Source organism: Johannesbaptistia floridana, from assembly GCF_057440575.1.
This window is the reverse complement of record NZ_JALKVM010000357.1, coordinates 13,582-30,652: the sequence shown is the minus strand read 5'-3', so window position 1 is coordinate 30,652 and position 17,071 is coordinate 13,582. Positions and strand designations below refer to the sequence as shown.

Below are 17,071 nucleotides of genomic sequence, written 5' to 3'. Positions count from 1 at the left end.
TTCACTCACACCTAATTTTTCTTTCATCACACCACACTCGCCATTACGCGACCAAAACCCCATAATCTCTCAGCATAAGCGCGACTAATAGCATCACCATTTACTTCTACTGATAAAGTATCTATAGCAATACCATTATGTCCCATTGCTTTACCAGAGCTATGAATATAGTAATTATTACCCAAATATAAAGCAACATGGTCAACTTTTGAGTTACCAAAGAAAATTAAATCACCCCTCTGTAATTCTGAAACAGTGATTTTCTTGGTAAATTCTGCTTGTTGATATGAATCTCTCGGTAGCCAAATCCCCACACTAGCGAAAGCTGCTTGAATTAAACCAGAACAATCATAATTAGGACCAATTGTACCACCCCAAAGATAATAGTTTTCTTTTTCCCTCGCCTCTTGTGTATAAGCGATTACTTGAGGAATCAAACTGACAATCTCCTCTCTGGAAAAATTAGTCCCTTGATAAACTGTATTTACTGTCTGTAGATATGACAACTCACTTGCTGGTAACCAGGCTTGATAATTGTCTTCTCGTAATTCTATGGCGATCGCCTCTTTTTTACTTTCCTTTGATTTAATTACCAAGTGTCTTCCCTTAGCTGCTTGAGTCGCTAAATTCTTACATTCGGCAGAATCGTATAAATCTAAATTGCGGCTACAATAATATTCTTTTTCTCTCAATTTAGGCATAAAAACTCATTGGACAATACTTAATAAAACCTTAAGAAATCAAAAGATTAATAAAGATTAGTTAATTTTTTCTGATAATTGTAAATAGATGTTGCAAAAACTTTAAAAACATCTAAATATAGTCTAAAACAAAATTAATAGCAGTTGCGCAAAAATCATATTAATACCATTAGGAGAAAATTAAATGAATCAACAAGAATCTGGATATCGGATGATGTGTACTTTAAAGTTTGGTGATATATACGGACAAATTATTGTTTGGCTAATAGTTATTTTCGTTTCTTTAGCTGCTACATTAGCACTATGGAGTAGTAGCAGACAAATTTATGCTCTAGCAACCTTAGCTTTAATTATAGTACTGTCTTTGCCTTTCTTACTATTTGCTTTTGTAACCACTTTACTTAATCACATTGAGTTTATTCCCGCAGAAGAAATGTCAGTTAATCGTAAAACAACATCTCGACAAATAGCCTCAAGAGGATCTTCTCAAGCTACAGCTTGAAAAGTTAGTAAATAATGGTAAACTAAATAAGCTACTATTTAACAAGTACCTGGCTAAAAGTAAGTACTAATGAGATATTTGGTAGTCTCTTAAGTTAAATTAAACCCAAGTCCGAGTAGTCAATTAGTAGTTTATTTTTACCATTTTCCCTTAAGGGGATTTAATTTTTATAAAAAAAATGTCTAAACTTGGCGATTTAAAAATAGAATTAGTAGGATTAAGAAATACTAAAGGAAATATAGTTTTAGCGTTGTTCTCAGATTCACAAGGCTATCCAGATAATCCTGAAGCTGCTGTAAGATCAGAAATATTGCCAATTAAAGATATTCCTATAACAATAACTATATCAGATCTTGCCTACGGAAACTACGCTGTTACTGTTTTCCATGATGAAAACGCTGATTCAGAATTAAATACTAATTTGTTAGGAATCCCTGAAGAAGGTATTGGCTTTTCCGGTAATCCCAAAATATGGAAAGGAGTACCAAAATACGAAAAGTCTAAATTCAATTTTAGCCCAGAGCAAGACAAAATTACAATCAAAGTGAAATATTTACTTTGATAGGCTTCTAGCTTGATTTTTAGTTAAAATAAAATAAAAACAAGAGAGATAAGTAATTAGTAATGGCAGCAGTCGAAGCAGAAAAACAAAAAATGGATGCCCCAAAACAAGGCTTACCAGTTACCATAATTACAGGTTTCCTAGGCAGTGGCAAAACAACTTTACTAAATCATATCCTAACTAATCAAGAAGGACTGAAAACAGCAGTATTAGTAAACGAGTTTGGGGAAATCGGGATTGATAATGAGTTGATTGTCAAAACAGAAGATGATTTAGTAGAATTAAACAACGGTTGTGTCTGCTGTACAATTAATAACGACTTAGTAGAAGCAGTATACAAGGTATTAGAACAATCAGAAAAAATTGACTATCTAGTAGTAGAAACTACCGGAATAGCAGATCCATTACCAGTAGCCTTGACTTTCCTAGGGACAGAGTTGAGAGATATGACTCGCCTAGATTCAATTATTACTATGGTAGATTGTGCTAACTTTAGCTTAGATTTGTTCAATTCCCAAGCAGCTTATAGTCAACTCACCTACGGAGATATAATTGTACTAAATAAAATAGATTTAGTAGATGAAGCAGATGTAGATAGTTTAGAGGTAAGAGTTAGAGATATTAAATCAAATGCAAGAATTCTACGCACAACTAAATCCCAAGTGCCTCTACCATTAATCTTAAGTGTAGGTTTATTCGACTCTGGGGAATACTATCAAAATAAAACAGAGGAAGATCACGATCATGACCACCACCATCATGATCACAACCACGACCATCATGATCATGAGCATCACGATCACGATCACGATCACCACCATCATTCCGATCACTTAGAAAATGATGGCTTCACTTCCATCTCCTTTAGCAGCGATCGCCCTTTATCTATCCGCAAATTTCAAAACTTCTTAGATAATCAATTGCCTACCCAAGTTTTCCGCGCCAAAGGAATCCTCTGGTTTGACGAAAGTCCTCACAGACATATCTTTCATCTAAGTGGTAAACGTTTCACCATCGAAGATGATCAGTGGAAAACCACACCGAAAAACCAACTAGTGTTAATCGGGCAAAATTTAGACAAAGAAACACTCACTCAACAACTGCAAGCCTGTTTATTAGATAGCTAATGCGTGTAGTAATTCAGCGAGTCAAATCCTCTCAAGTGATAGTTGCTAATCAAGTAATCGCCTCCATCGGCAGAGGTTTAAATATACTAGTGGGTATAGCAGTTAATGACACAGAAGCAGAAATTGAGTGGATGACTCGCAAGTGTCTAGATTTGAGATTATTTCCTGGTGAAGACAATGGGGAAGATAAATGGGAAAAATCAATAACTCAAATCCAGGGAGAATTACTAGTAGTGAGTCAATTTACCCTTTACGGCGATTGTCAAAAAGGACGTCGCCCTTCTTTTACTAATTCAGCTAAAGGAGAGATTGCCCAACAACTCTACGAAAAATTTGTCTACCTCTTAGGCAAAAGTGGCTTGAAAGTACAAACTGGACAGTTTGGAGCAAATATGCAAGTTAAGATCGAAAATGATGGTCCAGTCACTTTGATTTTGTCAAAAGAACATTAAATTTGTACAATATATTGAACATTTTATTGCAAAAAAACGAGATTTATGGCAAGATTATAAAGATTTTGTTAAAATTTTTGCATCTATTAAGAGAAAAGGAGCTAAATGACAAGCTTAGTTAAACACATAATTCAAGTGTAACTAAGTTGAGTCAAAGCATCCAAAAGATAAAAACTGTTTCTTTTCTAGATTGAAATAGTTTTCATGTATACAATCAAAAACTAAATATAGCTATAAAAGCAAAAAAACAAAACAATATTTAGTTATATATTGCCAAAAATTCTGAGAAAATAGTATTGAATATACCCGTAGATAAAATTATGGTAGAGTTGACATCAGCGTCACAAAAAATAAAAAAAGCCCAAGCAACTAAAACAGCAATCTTCGTAATAGGTGGAGCGGAAGATAAGGTTCACGGAAAAGAAATACTCCATAACTTCTGGTCAAATGCAGGAGGGGTAGAATCAGTAATAGGAATAATACCATCAGCATCAAGAGAACCATCAGTAACAGGAGATAGGTATCAGAAAATATTTGAAGAAATGGGCTCGAAACAAGTAAAAGTACTAGATATACGAGATCGCGCCCAGGGGGAAGATAAAGATTATCAAGAATATGTAGAAGAGTGTACAGGGGTATTCATGACGGGGGGAGACCAACTGCGTCTGTGTGGTTTACTAGCAGATACACCCCTAATGGAAAGACTGCGGCAAAGAGTACAACTAGGAGAAGTAACCTTAGCAGGAACAAGTGCAGGGGCAGCAGTAATGGGTCATCACATGATTGCCGGAGGCAGTAGTGGAGAATCGCCCAACCGCGCCTTAGTAGACTTAGCAATAGGATTAGGCATAATTCCAGAAGTAATTATAGATCAACACTTCCATAACCGCAATCGCATGGCCCGTTTATTAAGCGTAATAGCAAGTCATCCCGAACGCCTAGGAATAGGAATAGATGAGGACACCTGTGCAGTATTTGAACAAGATGGAACCATCAGAGTGATCGGCAAAGGAACCATCATGATAGTAGATGCCAGGAATATGTCCTATACAAACAAAGACACAGTGGAACCATCGGAACCATTGAGCTTACATAACCTGAAAGTTCATATACTATCCCATAGCGATCGCTACAATATACACTCTCATCAAACCTTACCTAAAACAGAAAACGTTTATCATGAACATTTAACCGAAAATTGAAACCAACAATTGAAAAAGAAAAGAAAATCGAGGTTAGACAAACAGAAAAGGTAGATATTGTTCCCCATCTATTCCTAGAAACTAAGCTCTGATAAAATAAAAAAATGTTCATGATGAACAGTTAAAAGATAGTTGAAAAAGAGAAACTATTGAGATTGGTAAATATTGCTTCTTAATTTAGACGTGGCAAAAAAAAATGAAGATTCTGAAAACCTTAACCCTTCGCGGCCCGAACTACTGGAGTATAAGACGTCACAAACTAATTGTGATGAGACTTGACTTAGAAGAACTAACAGAAAAATTCTCCAACGAGATACCAGGCTTCTACGAAGCCCTAGCAAAAATTATGCCAAGCTTAGAAGAACATTACTGCTCTCCAGGAGTGCGAGGAGGATTCTTCAAGCGAGTCAGAGAAGGAACTTTGATGGGGCATATAGTTGAGCACGTAGCTTTAGAACTACAAGAACTAGCAGGGATGCCAGTAGGATTCGGAAGAACCAGAGAAACATCGACACCGGGAGTGTATAACGTTGTTTTTGAATACGAATACGAACAAGCAGGAAGATATGCAGGAAGAGCAGCAGTCAGACTGTGTCAAGCTATCGTAGAAACAGGAACCTATCAAGAATCAGAACTAACTCAAGACATAGAAGATTTAAAAGACCTAAAAGCCAGCTCAGCCCAAGGACCTAGTACAGAATCAATCGTCAAAGAAGCAGAAGCGCGAAAAATCCCCTGGATGTCCTTAACCGCTAGATCAATGATTCAATTAGGTTATGGAGTAAATCAAAAAAAAGTACAAGCAACTCTAACCAATCAAACAGGAATACTAGGGGTAGAATTAGCCTGTGACAAAGAAGGAACAAAAGCAGAATTAGAAGAAGCAGGGATACCCGTACCCCGAGGCACAGTAATCCATTATTTAGATGAATTAGACGAGGCCATAGAAAGCGTAGGCGGTTACCCTATAGTGATTAAACCTCTAGATGGCAACCATGGCCGAGGCATTACCATCAATATAGATAATCGAGAAGCAGCAGAAGAAGCCTACGACTTAGCCAGCGCCGAATCAAAAACTAGATCAGTCATAGTAGAACGCTTTTACAAAGGCAGCGATCACCGGGTGCTAGTGATAAACGGCAAAGTAATAGCAGTGTCAGAACGTATTCCTGCCTACGTAGTAGGAGACGGAAATCTAACTATAGAAGAATTAGTAGAAAAAACCAACAAAGACCCCAAAAGAGGCGAGGGTCACGATAATATTTTAACCAAAATTAAAATTGATACCACAGCCATAAGAGTACTTCAGAAACAAAATTATCATCTAGATACTGTTTTGGCAAAAGGAGAAATAGCCTATTTAAGAGCAACAGCCAATCTCAGTACAGGAGGAATAGCTATTGATCGCACCGACCAAATCCATCCAGAAAATGTTTGGATCGCCCAAAGAGTAGCGAAGATAATTAACCTGGACATCGCCGGAATAGATATAGTAACACCAGATATAAGTAAACCCCTAAAAGAAGTAGACGGAGTCATAGTAGAAGTTAACGCCGCTCCCGGTTTCCGAATGCACGTAGCCCCCAGTCAAGGATTACCCCGTAATGTGGCAGGCGCGGTACTCGATATGCTATTTCCCCCAAATACCCCAACTCGCATCCCAATTCTAGCAGTGACGGGAACTAACGGGAAAACCACCACCAGTCGTCTTTTAGCTCATATATATCGCCAAACTCAACAGGTAGTAGGATTTACTACTACAGACGGTATATATATAGGAGAGTATCTAGTACAAAAAGGTGATACCACAGGTCCTCAAAGTGCCCAAGTAATTCTTAAAGACCCCACTGTAGAAGTAGCAGTGCTAGAAACAGCAAGAGGAGGGATTCTGCGCTCTGGATTAGCTTTCGATAGTTGTGATATAGGTGTTGTTTTAAATGTAGCAGCAGATCACCTGGGAATTGGCGATATCGACACCATAGAACAAATGGCTCAAGTGAAATCAGTAATAGCCGAAGCAGTTAACCCCAACGGTTACGCAGTTCTAAACGCCGACGATCCCCTAGTGTCAGCAATGGCCGAAAAGGTAAAAGGCAAAATAGCCTATTTTTCAATGAATCCAGAAAATACCATCATTCAAGATCATACCCGGCGTGGAGAATTAGCCACAGTATATGAAGAGGGTTACCTATCTATCTGGCACGAAGGCTCAACCCTACGCCTAGAAGCAGCAGCTAATATACCAGTAACTATGAGGGGAATGGCACCATTTATGATCGCCAATGCCTTAGCAGCGTCCGCCGCAGCCTACGCCCAAGGTGTAGATATAGAATTGATTCGTCAGGGATTGAGAACTTTTCAACCATCAGAAAATCAAACACCCGGTCGGATGAATTTATTTAGTCTCGGTGACTATCACGCCCTAGTAGACTACGCTCATAACCCGGCAGGATACGAAGCAGTAGGAGGCTTTGTGCAAAATTGGCCGGGGGATAAATTAGGAGTAGTAGGAGGTCCAGGAGATCGCCGCGATGAAGACCTGATTTTACTAGGACGTCTATCAGCAGAAATGTTTGACTATATAATAGTAAAAGAAGATATCGATAGAAGAGGTCGAAAACCAGAAGAAGTAGCTAACTTGATCATCGAAGGCATCAAACAAGTTAATCCCGACGCTCGCTATGAAATTATACTAGATGAAGTAAAAGCAATTAATACTGGTCTAGATATAGTTAAAAAAGATGGACTAGTGGTAGTTTTTCCAGAAAAAGTAAGTGAAGCAATTGATGTCATTAAACAACGCATAAAATAAAACTAAAAATATTCCCTAATCCTATGTTTCCTAGCCAAATAAAAAACTGGATCAACGGTCAAGAATACTCCGCCGCCAATGAAACCTGGTTTGATAAACTAGACCCAACTAATGGGCAAAAATTGTGTCAAGTAGCCAGATCCCAAAGGGCAGATATTGATAAAGCCGTAAACATAGCTAAACAAACTCAGCCCAGTTGGGCCTCCACTCCTCCAGTAAAAAGAGGCGAAATACTCCATAATATAGTAATTCAAATGAAAGCCCAACAGGAGGAAATAGCCTCTATAGTCGCTAAAGAAACAGGTAAATCCTACCAGGGAGCTTTTGGAGAAACCCGAGGAGCGATCTCCCTCGGGTTATTTTATGCTAGTGAAGGCCAAAGACTCTACGGCAAAACCACCACCAGTGGCGTAGTAAATAAATATGCTCTCACCATACGTCAACCCCTGGGGGTAGCCGCCTTGATTATTGCCGCCAATACCCCCATTGCTAATGTGGCTTGGAAAGTTTTTCCAGCCCTTATATGTGGTAATACAGCAGTACTTAAAGCTGCCGAAGATACCCCGGCTACAGCCTGGATTTTCGGTAAAATAGCCGCAGAAGCAGGATTACCCCCAGGAGTTCTCAACATTGTTCAAGGGTATGGAGAAGAAGCAGGTGCTCCCCTAGTTGCCCACCAAGATGTAAATGTAATTAGTTTTACCGGGTCTACAGAAGTAGGTCGTATAATTGAAAAAACCACAGCAGGAACTTTTAAACGACTTTCTCTAGAATTGGGGGGGAAAAATCCTCTAGTAGTTTGTGAAGATGCTGATTTAGAAAATGCTGTAAAATGGACAGTTTTGTCAGCTTTTAGCAACGCAGGTCAACGATGTGCCGCAGGAAGCCGTATTATTATCTTTGAAGCAGTTTATGATCAATTCCGGCAGCTATTACTAGAAAAAACCAAAATCCTCAAGATAGGACCAACTGATAGTGATGACTTAGGACCAGTAATTAATCAAAGTCAGTTAGATAACATGATAGAGGCAGTGAGTGCAGCTAGAGAAAATGGCGCTACTATCTTAAGAGGTGGCGATCGCCTTCAGGATCCTGAACATAGTCAAGGCTACTACATGGCTCCTACTATTTTAGAAAATGTTTCTCCTGAGGCGCCAATCTCTCAAACAGAATTATTTGGACCTATTGCTATTCTCTATCGAGTTGCTAACTTTGCTGAAGCTTTAGCTTTAGCGAATAATTCTCCCTACGGTTTAACAGCCTCCATTCATACTCGTAACCTACACCGCGCCGTTCGTTTTTGTGAACAGGTTCAAACAGGCGTAGCTGTAGTTAATGGGGGGACTTATGGCAGTGAACCTCACATGCCCTTCGGTGGTTTTAAACAGTCCGGTAACGGCACTCGCGAACCTGGTACAGAAGCCCTTGATGTATATTCAGAATTAAAGGATATTTATATTAATATTGATCCTAATCAACTTTGAAGTCTGACTCATTTATTTCTGTCACTATTTCTCAATGTATTGGATGAAATTAGGCGATCGCAAAACTCAAAAATTCTTTCAGGAGAACTTACTTAATAGGAAAACCATTATCTGGAGTGCAAGTATTACAGGCATGTCCATCTAAATCATACCAAAGTCGTTCATTAGGTAAATAAAAAAAGCCATCTTGAATACGAGGAGGAATAGGAAATCCATTTTCAGGGGTACAAGTATGACAAATTCCTCCATCTGGTGCAATCCATTGATTTACGTCATTATTCCAGTAAATCGCCCCTGTAGCCCTATAATGTTCTTCAGGATTATCAACAACAATGCGAACAAATTCGTTTTGTTGATTAAAAAGACATTTACCTGTTCGACCCGTACTCTCGATACGCCAAAAGACTTCGTTTTCAGCCGTTTCCAGAATGCTTACATCAGCCATAAAAGTATTATAGCGAGCAGTAACTTCATTCTTACACCAGCCAGGTCTTTGTTCTGGTAAATACTCTGCATTGGCTGGAAAGCATGGTACAAAAAGACTTAATAGTATAATACTTAACCGATTAGCTTTAAAAAAAGAATATAACATTTTTAATCGACTTGAGGAGGACATAAGCAATTTGGGAGTTTCTTCTCATTATATTCTTTTTTAGTGTAGAAATGAAGGCAAGTAGGCGATCGCTCTTTTGCCAAATCTTGGATAGACTCAGATATTGCATCTTTACCTAATGTTACTGGTGGTGGATGAATTATGAGTAATGAGTAATGAGTAATGAGTAACGAGTAAGAAGTCTTGAAGTCTTGAAGTACTAAGCAAGAAGTTTTGAAGTAAGAAGTCTTGAAGTTTTGAAGTAATGAGTTAAAGAATTAATGCTAAACGCTTAAAATTTGATTCTCGCCTGTTGGCCAATTTCTGTACTTTTGTACTTGCGTGCAAGATATGGATAGAGATGAGCAAAATTTATAAGTATATACTTTAAACGTTGCCACCCACAAATTAATATGATATAGCGTTTATCGGACTCATGAGGTACATAAAACACCAGCATAGCAGCATAGCTGCCTCCTGCCTCGGTGCCTCAAAGCGATAACCTCTGTACCTCACCAGTATAAGAATTGCTATATTTTTCATCTATAATTATTTTAAAAAAGATAAGTTGATGAATACTCCAGCTCATATTATTATTAATACAGTCTGCTTAGCAAGACAAGACAATCCTAGTATTTTGCTTCCAGTAGTAATAGGAGCAATATTACCAGACTTTCCTATTTTTGTGTTTTATTTCTTAGAAAAAGTAATTAACAAAACACCAGAAAAATATATTTGGCAAAAACAATATTATCAAGTAGGTTGGCAGAATTTTATTGATATATTTAATTCTCTACCTCTTATTTTAATAAGTTTAATTATAGCCATTTGGTTTAATTATCAAATAGGTATATTGTTTTTCCTCAGTATGTTATTACACATACTAGGAGATTTACCACTTCATCATGATGATGCCCATCGCCATTTTTTTCCCCTATCTAACTGGCGATTTTTCAGCCCGGTTTCTTATTGGGATCCTAGATATTATGGTCATATTGTTACTAAGATAGAGATTTTAGTCACAATTATTAGCTGTTTATGCTTATTTTTTTCTTATCATTCTCTAATCGGGAAATTTTCCCTAGGATTAGTGGGTTTTTCTTATTTAGCTTATTTTTTGTATGTGTTTACTGTTTGGCAAGATTTGTAAATGTTTTAAGGTATGGCTTGCTGAAAAAGTAAGTTTTGGTGAGGAGAAAGGCAGGAAGCAGCTATGCTGAAGGCAGAAGGTAATAATGATTTATGAATTTTTGAGTAATTAAAGTAAAAAATGCACTCTTTTTAGCATAATACATTCAAAAACTTTGCACTTTTCGCAAGGGAAAACCGGCTCAAACCTATATCCAGTCATAGTTTTATATTTATTCAGCAAGCCCTAAGTATTAATCAGGAGTTGATTTTGCTAACTTGTGCAAACTCAAGCTACTCAAAATCAGATAAATAACCCCAAAAGCCATTAAGGCAATATCAAAAGCGTAAAAATCAATTATCTTGCCAATAACAGGGGAAATAAGCACAAAACACAAGTGAAAAACAAAGCTATTGATAGATATAACTGTAGCTCTAATATCTGAGTTAATATGTTGATTGAGATGATTGAGAATCAAAGGACTTTTTAAACCTCTAGCTATATAAATAGTAGTAATAAAAATAATTCCCCAAATTTCTGTAATCAAAGCTAAACTCAAATAAGATAACCCGATTAAACCAGCTAAGAGCCAAAAAGCCCTTTTACTACCTAAAAAGTTTTCTAAAAAAGCAGAGAAAACAGCAGTAAAACTCATCACTAAATGGAAAAAAGCCCAGGTAATACCAAAAGCACTTAGGGGCATTTCTACTAATTGGAGATACTCCTGTGATAACCAAACAATTAAAAAAGTAGCTGTTGAAGTTAAACCGCTAAAAAAAATCAACCATTTGATAGTTGAATGTTTAAATAAAGCAAAAATAGTAATGTTTTTGAGTTGTTTTAGTTTATTGGTTTCCAAAGAAGGTAGAGTGCGCTTAGGCTCAACTAGAGTAGTAGCTATTAGAGAATAAATAATAATACAGAGAGTTTGGAGATAAAAAGGGTAAACTAAATTAAGAGAAGCGATCGCACCCCCAATCAAACCACAAATAGCTTCAGTGATTCCGGCAATAGCTACTAATTTGCCTTCTAATTGACGATACTGGTTTTCCTGTTTTAACTCAAGAAGAGTATCATAGGCGATCGCACTATCTGCCCCTGAAATTAAACTCCCCGCTAAACCTGTAGCAATTTCTGCGATGGCAAACCAAGTAAAAGAGCTAGTAACACAATAGATTAACCAAGAGCAACTCCAAATAACACCCCCAGCTACCAAAGAAGTTTTTCTACCGAAAACATCAGCAAAATAACCCGAAGGTATTTCTCCTAGAAGAATAGACAAAGATAAAATAGTCTTGAGAGCAATTCCTTGAGATAAACTTAACCCATGATGCTCATAAAACAGAATAATAGTAGGAATAGGAAACCAAGCAAATGCTAATCCACGCAAAAGGTATAGTTTGCCAATATTTGATTTGATTGTCATAGGGAGGTACAACTATTTTTGGTTTCCCTTGTAAGTCTATACAAATTTAGCAGAAGAATAAGTAATATTTGCCGCCTTCATACGATTTAAAGCCTCTGTGAGGCGATCGCCATCAGCAATCAGACTAATTCTAATATAGCCCTCGCCTCCTGTGCCGAAAGCGTTACCTGGAGTTACAACTACCCCAGTTTTTTGCAATAAATTAAGGGCAAAATCAGTAGAATCAATTCCTGGAGGAGTGGGAATCCATAGATACATAGTTGCCTTGGTTTTGGGTATTTGCCAGCCTAATTCCCCTAAACCTGAGATGAGTAGATCCCGGCGATCGCGATAGCGTTTTTGGACTTGTTGAATATAAACTTCTGGTAGTTGTAAAGCCGTTTCCGCTGCTGTTTGAATCACACTAAAAATACCGTAGTCTAAATTAGTTTTCAGGGTGCGTAAACCTTGAATAATATCAGAATTACCTACCACAAAACCTACACGCCAACCTGCCATACTATAGGTTTTCGAGAGAGTATGAAATTCTACACCAATATCTTTAGCACCAGGAATTTCTAGTAAACTTGTAGGTTGATAGCCATCGAAGGCCAACTCAGCGTAACATAAGTCATGAACTAATAATATTTGGTAGTGACGAGCAAAGGCCACAATTTCCTCAAAAAACTCCCGAGGTGCTGTAGCGGTGGTGGGGTTATTAGGATAATTAAAATAGAGAATTTTCGCCTGTTGGGCTACTTTTTCAGGAATACTAGTTACATCTATTAACCAGTTATTTTCTGGTTTAACAATCAGTTGATGAATTTTACCTCCTGCAATCAAAGGTCCCCGAAAATGGGCCGGATAAGCTGGACTAGGAACTAAAACTAGGTCTCCAGGATTAACATAAGCTAAAGCTAAATGGGTTAGTCCTTCTTTTGAACCTAATAGAGGTAAAGCTTCATTATTGGGATTTAGTTCCACTTGATAACAACGCTTATACCAGTTAGTAATCGCCTTACGAAAATTAGCCGTACCTTCAAAAGGTGGATAGCCATGGTTTTTTGGCTCACCGAAGGCGGCGATCGCTGCGTCTATGACTGGTTGTGGGGCACTTCCGTCTGGGTTGCCCATCCCTAAATCTATTAAATCAATACCCTGTTTGCGGGCACTCTCTTTTAATTCATCAAGACGAGCGAATACATAGGGCGGTAAACTACTTAAACGGTCAGCGCGGCTAATCCAACTGAAACTCATGAGTCAATTTATAATCGAGTTAATAAGTCTAGCCTTTTATTGTAGCTTTTTTTTTCTATTTTTACTCATGTTTAACTGCCCACACTTTGATCCAAGTGCAGGCAGTATATCTCTAAAAGTGACTAATAATTGCTTGGGCAAATTCAGAACATTTTAGAGGAGGATCTACGGGAGGTTCCATCATTCTTGCCAAGTCATAGGTAACTTCCCCATTGGCAATAGCTTCTCCAATTCCTTTTTTGATTAGTTCAGCCGCTTCTGTCCATTGCATAAACTCCAACATCATTACTCCCGATAAAATTACAGATCCTGGGTTTATTCTGTCTAAACCTGCGTGTTTAGGTGCAGTACCGTGGGTTGCTTCAAAAATTGCGCAATTATCCCCAATATTCGCTCCAGGTCCCATTCCTAACCCTCCTACTACGGCAGCGGCGGCATCGGAGATATAGTCACCATTGAGATTCATGGTGGCTAGTATAGAATATTCTGCTGGACGAGTTTGGATTTGTTGAAAGATACTATCGGCGATGCGATCGTTTACCATTACTTTGTCTTTCCATTTCCCTTCCCCATGGCTGGACCAAATACTCTCTAAAACAGCTTTTACCTCTTCACAGATTTCTGTTTTTTTCTCTGGGGTTAAAGCATCATAACCTGGCTCAACTTTTCGGGCATTTCCTTCTATAGACAAATCAGGGTTACTCTCTTTGTTACTGAGTATCCAAGACTCTCTTTCTGTGACACAAAATTCGCGAAATTCGGTACAAGCTAACTCGTAACCCCAATCCCGAAAAGCTCCTTCTGTATACTTCATAATGTTACCTTTGTGTACCAACGTTACCATTTGTTTGGCCTTTGGTAGACGTAATGCGTGTTGAATTGCACGACGAACTAAACGTTGTGTACCAGTTTTACTGATAGGTTTAATACCAATCCCGGAATCTAGGCGTATTTGCTTTTTACCATGTTCTGGGGTTGCCGGGATTAGTTCTTCATTGAGAAGTTTAATTAACTTTTGAGCGATTTCGTTATCTTTGGGCCATTCAATGCCTAAATATATATCTTCTGTATTCTCCCTATAGATAATTACATCTAATTTTTCTGGATATTTATGGGGGGAGGGGGTACCAGGATAATAACGGCATGGTCTTACACAGGCGTAGAGGTCGTTGATTTGACGTAAAGCTACGTTAAGAGAACGAATCCCCCCACCTACTGGAGTTGTTAAAGGTCCTTTGATAGCGATGCCGTAGGTTTTAATCGCTTTTAGGGTGTCTTCTGGTAGATATTGATAGGTACCATAGATATCACAGGCTTCATCACCAGCATAAATTTTGAACCAATTAATTTTACGTTTATCTCCGTAGGCTGTTTTCACTGCGGCATTAATTACCGCTTCTGTGGCAGGCCAAATATCTACACCCGTTCCATCACCCCGAATAAAGGGGATAATTGGATCATCTGGGACAATTGGTTGTCCATTAGTAAAAGTTATCGTTGAACCAGTCTCAGGAGGCGTTAATTTTTCGTACATGGGCATTTGCTTATTTTTCTAATCACTATATATTAATTTAGATAAGAGGATTTGTTAAGCTGTATTCTTTTACATATTTTTTTCTATATTTTCCATTTTGGTTATACAATCCTGTAATTTCATTCTTTCTATGTAAGGCCAACCGCCATTCTCTTCTATATTTTTAAGTAAACTGTATAGACTATGGCGTGTGTTTGGTAGAGATGGTTCAAATAATTGGCTCCGAATTTCTCTATGTAAGTTTTCTAAACTTCTCAGCAGAGATAGGAGTAGAACATTTTCTCCCTCACAATCTTTAGCTAGAAGCCATATTTCCTCACTGATTTCTGCTAGTTTTTTTTCTAGTTGTTCATTATCCATATATCTTATGCTTATTTACAATATCAGGAATTATAAGTTTTCAATCTTAGTTTAGCTAACTTTTATCTGTGGGTATTGATCTTTGATTTAATACTAGGATACTTTTGGCTTTTTTGTTTTTGGCGATCGCCCCTTATCTCAGATCTTGCATCTTTATCAAAAGTTACTGGTTGTGGTTGAGTAATGAGTAATGAGTAATGAGTAATGAGTAAGAGAATTGATGTTAAACCTCTAGGATACAAAGATTATAGAGAATTAACCATAAAGAACATTTTTCCTTAAAAATTAGTACATAAGTTCTGGTGGAAGATATGAGTTATGGAAAGGTCTCACAAAGTTAGATTTTTTACTGAACTTTTTCTTTCCTTTGCTATATAATTTTAAAACTAAATTATTTTTTAGGGTTAAACTTAGATTCAAACCTCAATTTTTTTTAAGGAAATAAAATATGTCTCATATCAATGGAACCATGATGCAATACTTTCATTGGTACGTTTCAGACGATGGCAAATTTTGGCAAGAAGTAGCTAATAATGCTACTGATTTAGCTAAAGTAGGTATAACTGCTTTATGGTTGCCTCCTGCTTATAAAGGTCATGGTGGAAAAAGTGATGTAGGCTACGGTGTGTATGATATGTTCGACTTAGGAGAATTTGACCAAAAAGCTTCAATCAGAACTAAATATGGCACTAAAGATGAATATTTAAACGCTATTAAAGCTTTACATAGTAATCAAATCCAGGTTTATGGTGATGCGGTGTTTAACCATAAAATTGGCGGAGATGCCACTGAAGAAACCAAAGCCACTCCCTATCCTCAAGATGATCGCCTACATCCATACGGTGGATTACAAGATGTTAAAGTATATACTCATTACTATTTTCCCGGACGAAAAGGGAAATACTCTAACTTTGAATGGCATTGGTGGCATTTTGACGCCGTAGACTATAACGACTATGAACCAGATAGACGCAATACAATTTATCTTTTAGAAGGAAAGAAATTTGATGACTATGTAGCCTTAGAAAAAGGGAACTTTGCTTACTTAATGGGGGCAGATTTAGACTTTCAAAACGAAGAAGTCAGAAAACAACTGGAAGATTGGACGAAATGGTATCTTGATTTGACAGGAGTTGATGGTTTTCGTCTAGATGCTATCAAACATATTTCTGCTTGGTACTTCCCGGAATGGGTGGATATGATCGAGAAACATACAGGTAAAGAAATGTTTGTAGTAGGTGAGTATTGGGATCCTAGTATTCACACACTACACTGGTACTTAGACTCTATGGGCGATCGCATGTCCCTGTTTGACGTAACCTTACACTATAATTTTCACTACGCCAGTAAATCTTGGGGTAACTACGACATGAGAAAGATTCTCCATGATACCCTGATGCAACAGAGGCCCTATCAAGCGGTAACCATTGTAGAAAATCATGATTCTCAACCTCTACAGGCTTTAGAATCGGTAGTTGAACCTTGGTTTAAACCTCTAGCTTATGCAATTATCCTGTTGAGGGCGGAGGGGTATCCCTGTATTTTCTATGCCGATTACTATGGAGCTGACTACGAAGATTACGGAAAAGATGGTAATCGCTATCATATTTACATGCCATCTCACCGTTGGATTATTGATAAATTACTCTATGCTCGAATAAATTACGCCTATGGTCCTCAATACGATTACTTTGACCATTGGAATCGAATCGGTTGGACTCGTCTAGGAAATGCAGAACACCCCAAAGCCATGGCGGTTCTACTCAGTGACGGTCCAGAAGGTAGTAAATGGATGGAAGTGGGTAAACCGAATACCAAGTTTATCGATCTCACCGAACACATAACTGAACCTATTTACACCAATGACCACGGTTGGGGTGAGTTTTACTGTAAAGGTGGCTCAGTTTCAGTCTGGGTTGAAGAGTAGACTACAATTATCCTAGAACTAATCT

At 37.8% G+C, this 17,071-nt stretch carries 15 protein-coding genes; 9 read left to right on the top strand and 6 right to left on the bottom strand.

Annotated elements, in window-relative coordinates; translation table 11 throughout:
* Window positions 1–26: 26 nt before the first annotated feature.
* The gene (locus MW688_RS19760) at window positions 27–701 is read right to left on the bottom strand and encodes a C40 family peptidase (protein ID WP_486737728.1); all 675 of its coding nucleotides are present in this window, start codon (window positions 699–701) and stop codon (window positions 27–29) included.
* A gap of 184 nt (window positions 702–885) precedes the next feature.
* Between MW688_RS19760 and MW688_RS19755 the strand changes: the two genes are divergently transcribed.
* From MW688_RS19755 to MW688_RS19725, 7 genes are all read left to right on the top strand, one after another.
* Window positions 886–1,203: a hypothetical protein gene (locus MW688_RS19755; protein ID WP_486737727.1), complete on the top strand. Its 318-nt coding sequence runs from the start codon at window positions 886–888 to the stop codon at window positions 1,201–1,203.
* Window positions 1,204–1,381: 178 nt separating this feature from the next.
* Window positions 1,382–1,765, top strand: a complete 384-nt coding sequence (locus MW688_RS19750; protein ID WP_486737726.1) for a DUF2141 domain-containing protein — start codon at window positions 1,382–1,384, stop codon at window positions 1,763–1,765.
* A gap of 62 nt (window positions 1,766–1,827) precedes the next feature.
* Window positions 1,828–2,892: a CobW family GTP-binding protein gene (locus MW688_RS19745; RefSeq protein WP_486737725.1), complete on the top strand. Its 1,065-nt coding sequence runs from the start codon at window positions 1,828–1,830 to the stop codon at window positions 2,890–2,892.
* Entirely contained in the window at window positions 2,892–3,344 is a 453-nt protein-coding gene (gene dtd / locus MW688_RS19740) for a D-aminoacyl-tRNA deacylase (RefSeq protein ID WP_486737724.1), read from the top strand. The genes MW688_RS19745 and dtd overlap by 1 nt, the downstream gene beginning before the upstream one ends.
* Before the next feature lie 320 nt (window positions 3,345–3,664).
* Window positions 3,665–4,546, top strand: coding sequence for a cyanophycinase (locus MW688_RS19735; protein WP_486737750.1), 882 nt, complete (start codon window positions 3,665–3,667; stop codon window positions 4,544–4,546).
* A gap of 196 nt (window positions 4,547–4,742) precedes the next feature.
* Window positions 4,743–7,358, top strand: a complete 2,616-nt coding sequence (gene cphA, locus MW688_RS19730) for a cyanophycin synthetase (RefSeq protein WP_486737723.1) — start codon at window positions 4,743–4,745, stop codon at window positions 7,356–7,358.
* A 23-nt stretch (window positions 7,359–7,381) separates the two neighbouring features.
* On the top strand, window positions 7,382–8,842 hold the full coding sequence (locus MW688_RS19725; RefSeq protein ID WP_486737722.1) for an aldehyde dehydrogenase family protein: 1,461 nt from the start codon (window positions 7,382–7,384) through the stop codon (window positions 8,840–8,842).
* A gap of 88 nt (window positions 8,843–8,930) precedes the next feature.
* On the opposite strand, the gene MW688_RS19720 is transcribed toward MW688_RS19725, so the two are convergent.
* Window positions 8,931–9,434, bottom strand: coding sequence for a hypothetical protein (locus MW688_RS19720; protein ID WP_486737721.1), 504 nt, complete (start codon window positions 9,432–9,434; stop codon window positions 8,931–8,933).
* Between the two features lie 571 nt (window positions 9,435–10,005).
* Here MW688_RS19720 and MW688_RS19715 point away from each other — a divergent pair.
* Window positions 10,006–10,584, top strand: coding sequence for a hypothetical protein (locus tag MW688_RS19715; RefSeq protein ID WP_486737720.1), 579 nt, complete (start codon window positions 10,006–10,008; stop codon window positions 10,582–10,584).
* A 232-nt stretch (window positions 10,585–10,816) separates the two neighbouring features.
* On the opposite strand, the gene MW688_RS19710 is transcribed toward MW688_RS19715, so the two are convergent.
* The 4 genes from MW688_RS19710 to MW688_RS19695 all read right to left on the bottom strand — a co-directional run bounded on the left by MW688_RS19710 (window position 10,817) and on the right by MW688_RS19695 (window position 15,119).
* Window positions 10,817–11,989 (bottom strand): MFS transporter, encoded by a 1,173-nt coding sequence (locus tag MW688_RS19710; RefSeq protein WP_486737719.1) that lies wholly within the window; start codon window positions 11,987–11,989, stop codon window positions 10,817–10,819.
* Between the two features lie 36 nt (window positions 11,990–12,025).
* Window positions 12,026–13,225 carry an aspartate aminotransferase gene (locus tag MW688_RS19705; protein ID WP_486737718.1) on the bottom strand — a complete coding sequence of 400 codons (1,200 nt, stop codon included), beginning with the start codon at window positions 13,223–13,225 and terminating at the stop codon, window positions 12,026–12,028.
* Between the two features lie 112 nt (window positions 13,226–13,337).
* Window positions 13,338–14,759, bottom strand: a complete 1,422-nt coding sequence (locus MW688_RS19700; protein WP_486737749.1) for an NADP-dependent isocitrate dehydrogenase — start codon at window positions 14,757–14,759, stop codon at window positions 13,338–13,340.
* 69 nt (window positions 14,760–14,828) lie between these two features.
* A complete protein-coding gene (locus tag MW688_RS19695; protein ID WP_486737717.1) occupies window positions 14,829–15,119 on the bottom strand; it encodes a hypothetical protein in 291 nt (96 codons plus the stop codon).
* A gap of 448 nt (window positions 15,120–15,567) precedes the next feature.
* Between MW688_RS19695 and MW688_RS19690 the strand changes: the two genes are divergently transcribed.
* Entirely contained in the window at window positions 15,568–17,046 is a 1,479-nt protein-coding gene (locus MW688_RS19690) for an alpha-amylase (protein ID WP_486737716.1), read from the top strand.
* Window positions 17,047–17,071 lie beyond the last annotated feature (25 nt).

Excerpts from the sequence above, each read along its gene's own strand:
- MW688_RS19725 (WP_486737722.1), top strand. The coding sequence starts at position 7,382 with ATGTTTCCTAGCCAAATAAAAAACTGGATCAACGGTCAAGAATACTCC.
- MW688_RS19750 (WP_486737726.1), top strand. The coding sequence starts at position 1,382 with ATGTCTAAACTTGGCGATTTAAAAATAGAATTAGTAGGATTAAGAAAT.
- MW688_RS19705 (WP_486737718.1), bottom strand. The coding sequence starts at position 13,225 with ATGAGTTTCAGTTGGATTAGCCGCGCTGACCGTTTAAGTAGTTTACCG.
- MW688_RS19715 (WP_486737720.1), top strand. The coding sequence starts at position 10,006 with ATGAATACTCCAGCTCATATTATTATTAATACAGTCTGCTTAGCAAGA.
- cphA (WP_486737723.1), top strand. The coding sequence starts at position 4,743 with ATGAAGATTCTGAAAACCTTAACCCTTCGCGGCCCGAACTACTGGAGT.
- MW688_RS19700 (WP_486737749.1), bottom strand. The coding sequence starts at position 14,759 with ATGTACGAAAAATTAACGCCTCCTGAGACTGGTTCAACGATAACTTTT.
- dtd (WP_486737724.1), top strand. The coding sequence starts at position 2,892 with ATGCGTGTAGTAATTCAGCGAGTCAAATCCTCTCAAGTGATAGTTGCT.
- MW688_RS19735 (WP_486737750.1), top strand. The coding sequence starts at position 3,665 with ATGGTAGAGTTGACATCAGCGTCACAAAAAATAAAAAAAGCCCAAGCA.
- MW688_RS19745 (WP_486737725.1), top strand. The coding sequence starts at position 1,828 with ATGGCAGCAGTCGAAGCAGAAAAACAAAAAATGGATGCCCCAAAACAA.
- MW688_RS19755 (WP_486737727.1), top strand. The coding sequence starts at position 886 with ATGAATCAACAAGAATCTGGATATCGGATGATGTGTACTTTAAAGTTT.
- MW688_RS19760 (WP_486737728.1), bottom strand. The coding sequence starts at position 701 with ATGCCTAAATTGAGAGAAAAAGAATATTATTGTAGCCGCAATTTAGAT.
- MW688_RS19695 (WP_486737717.1), bottom strand. The coding sequence starts at position 15,119 with ATGGATAATGAACAACTAGAAAAAAAACTAGCAGAAATCAGTGAGGAA.
- MW688_RS19690 (WP_486737716.1), top strand. The coding sequence starts at position 15,568 with ATGTCTCATATCAATGGAACCATGATGCAATACTTTCATTGGTACGTT.
- MW688_RS19720 (WP_486737721.1), bottom strand. The coding sequence starts at position 9,434 with ATGTTATATTCTTTTTTTAAAGCTAATCGGTTAAGTATTATACTATTA.
- MW688_RS19710 (WP_486737719.1), bottom strand. The coding sequence starts at position 11,989 with ATGACAATCAAATCAAATATTGGCAAACTATACCTTTTGCGTGGATTA.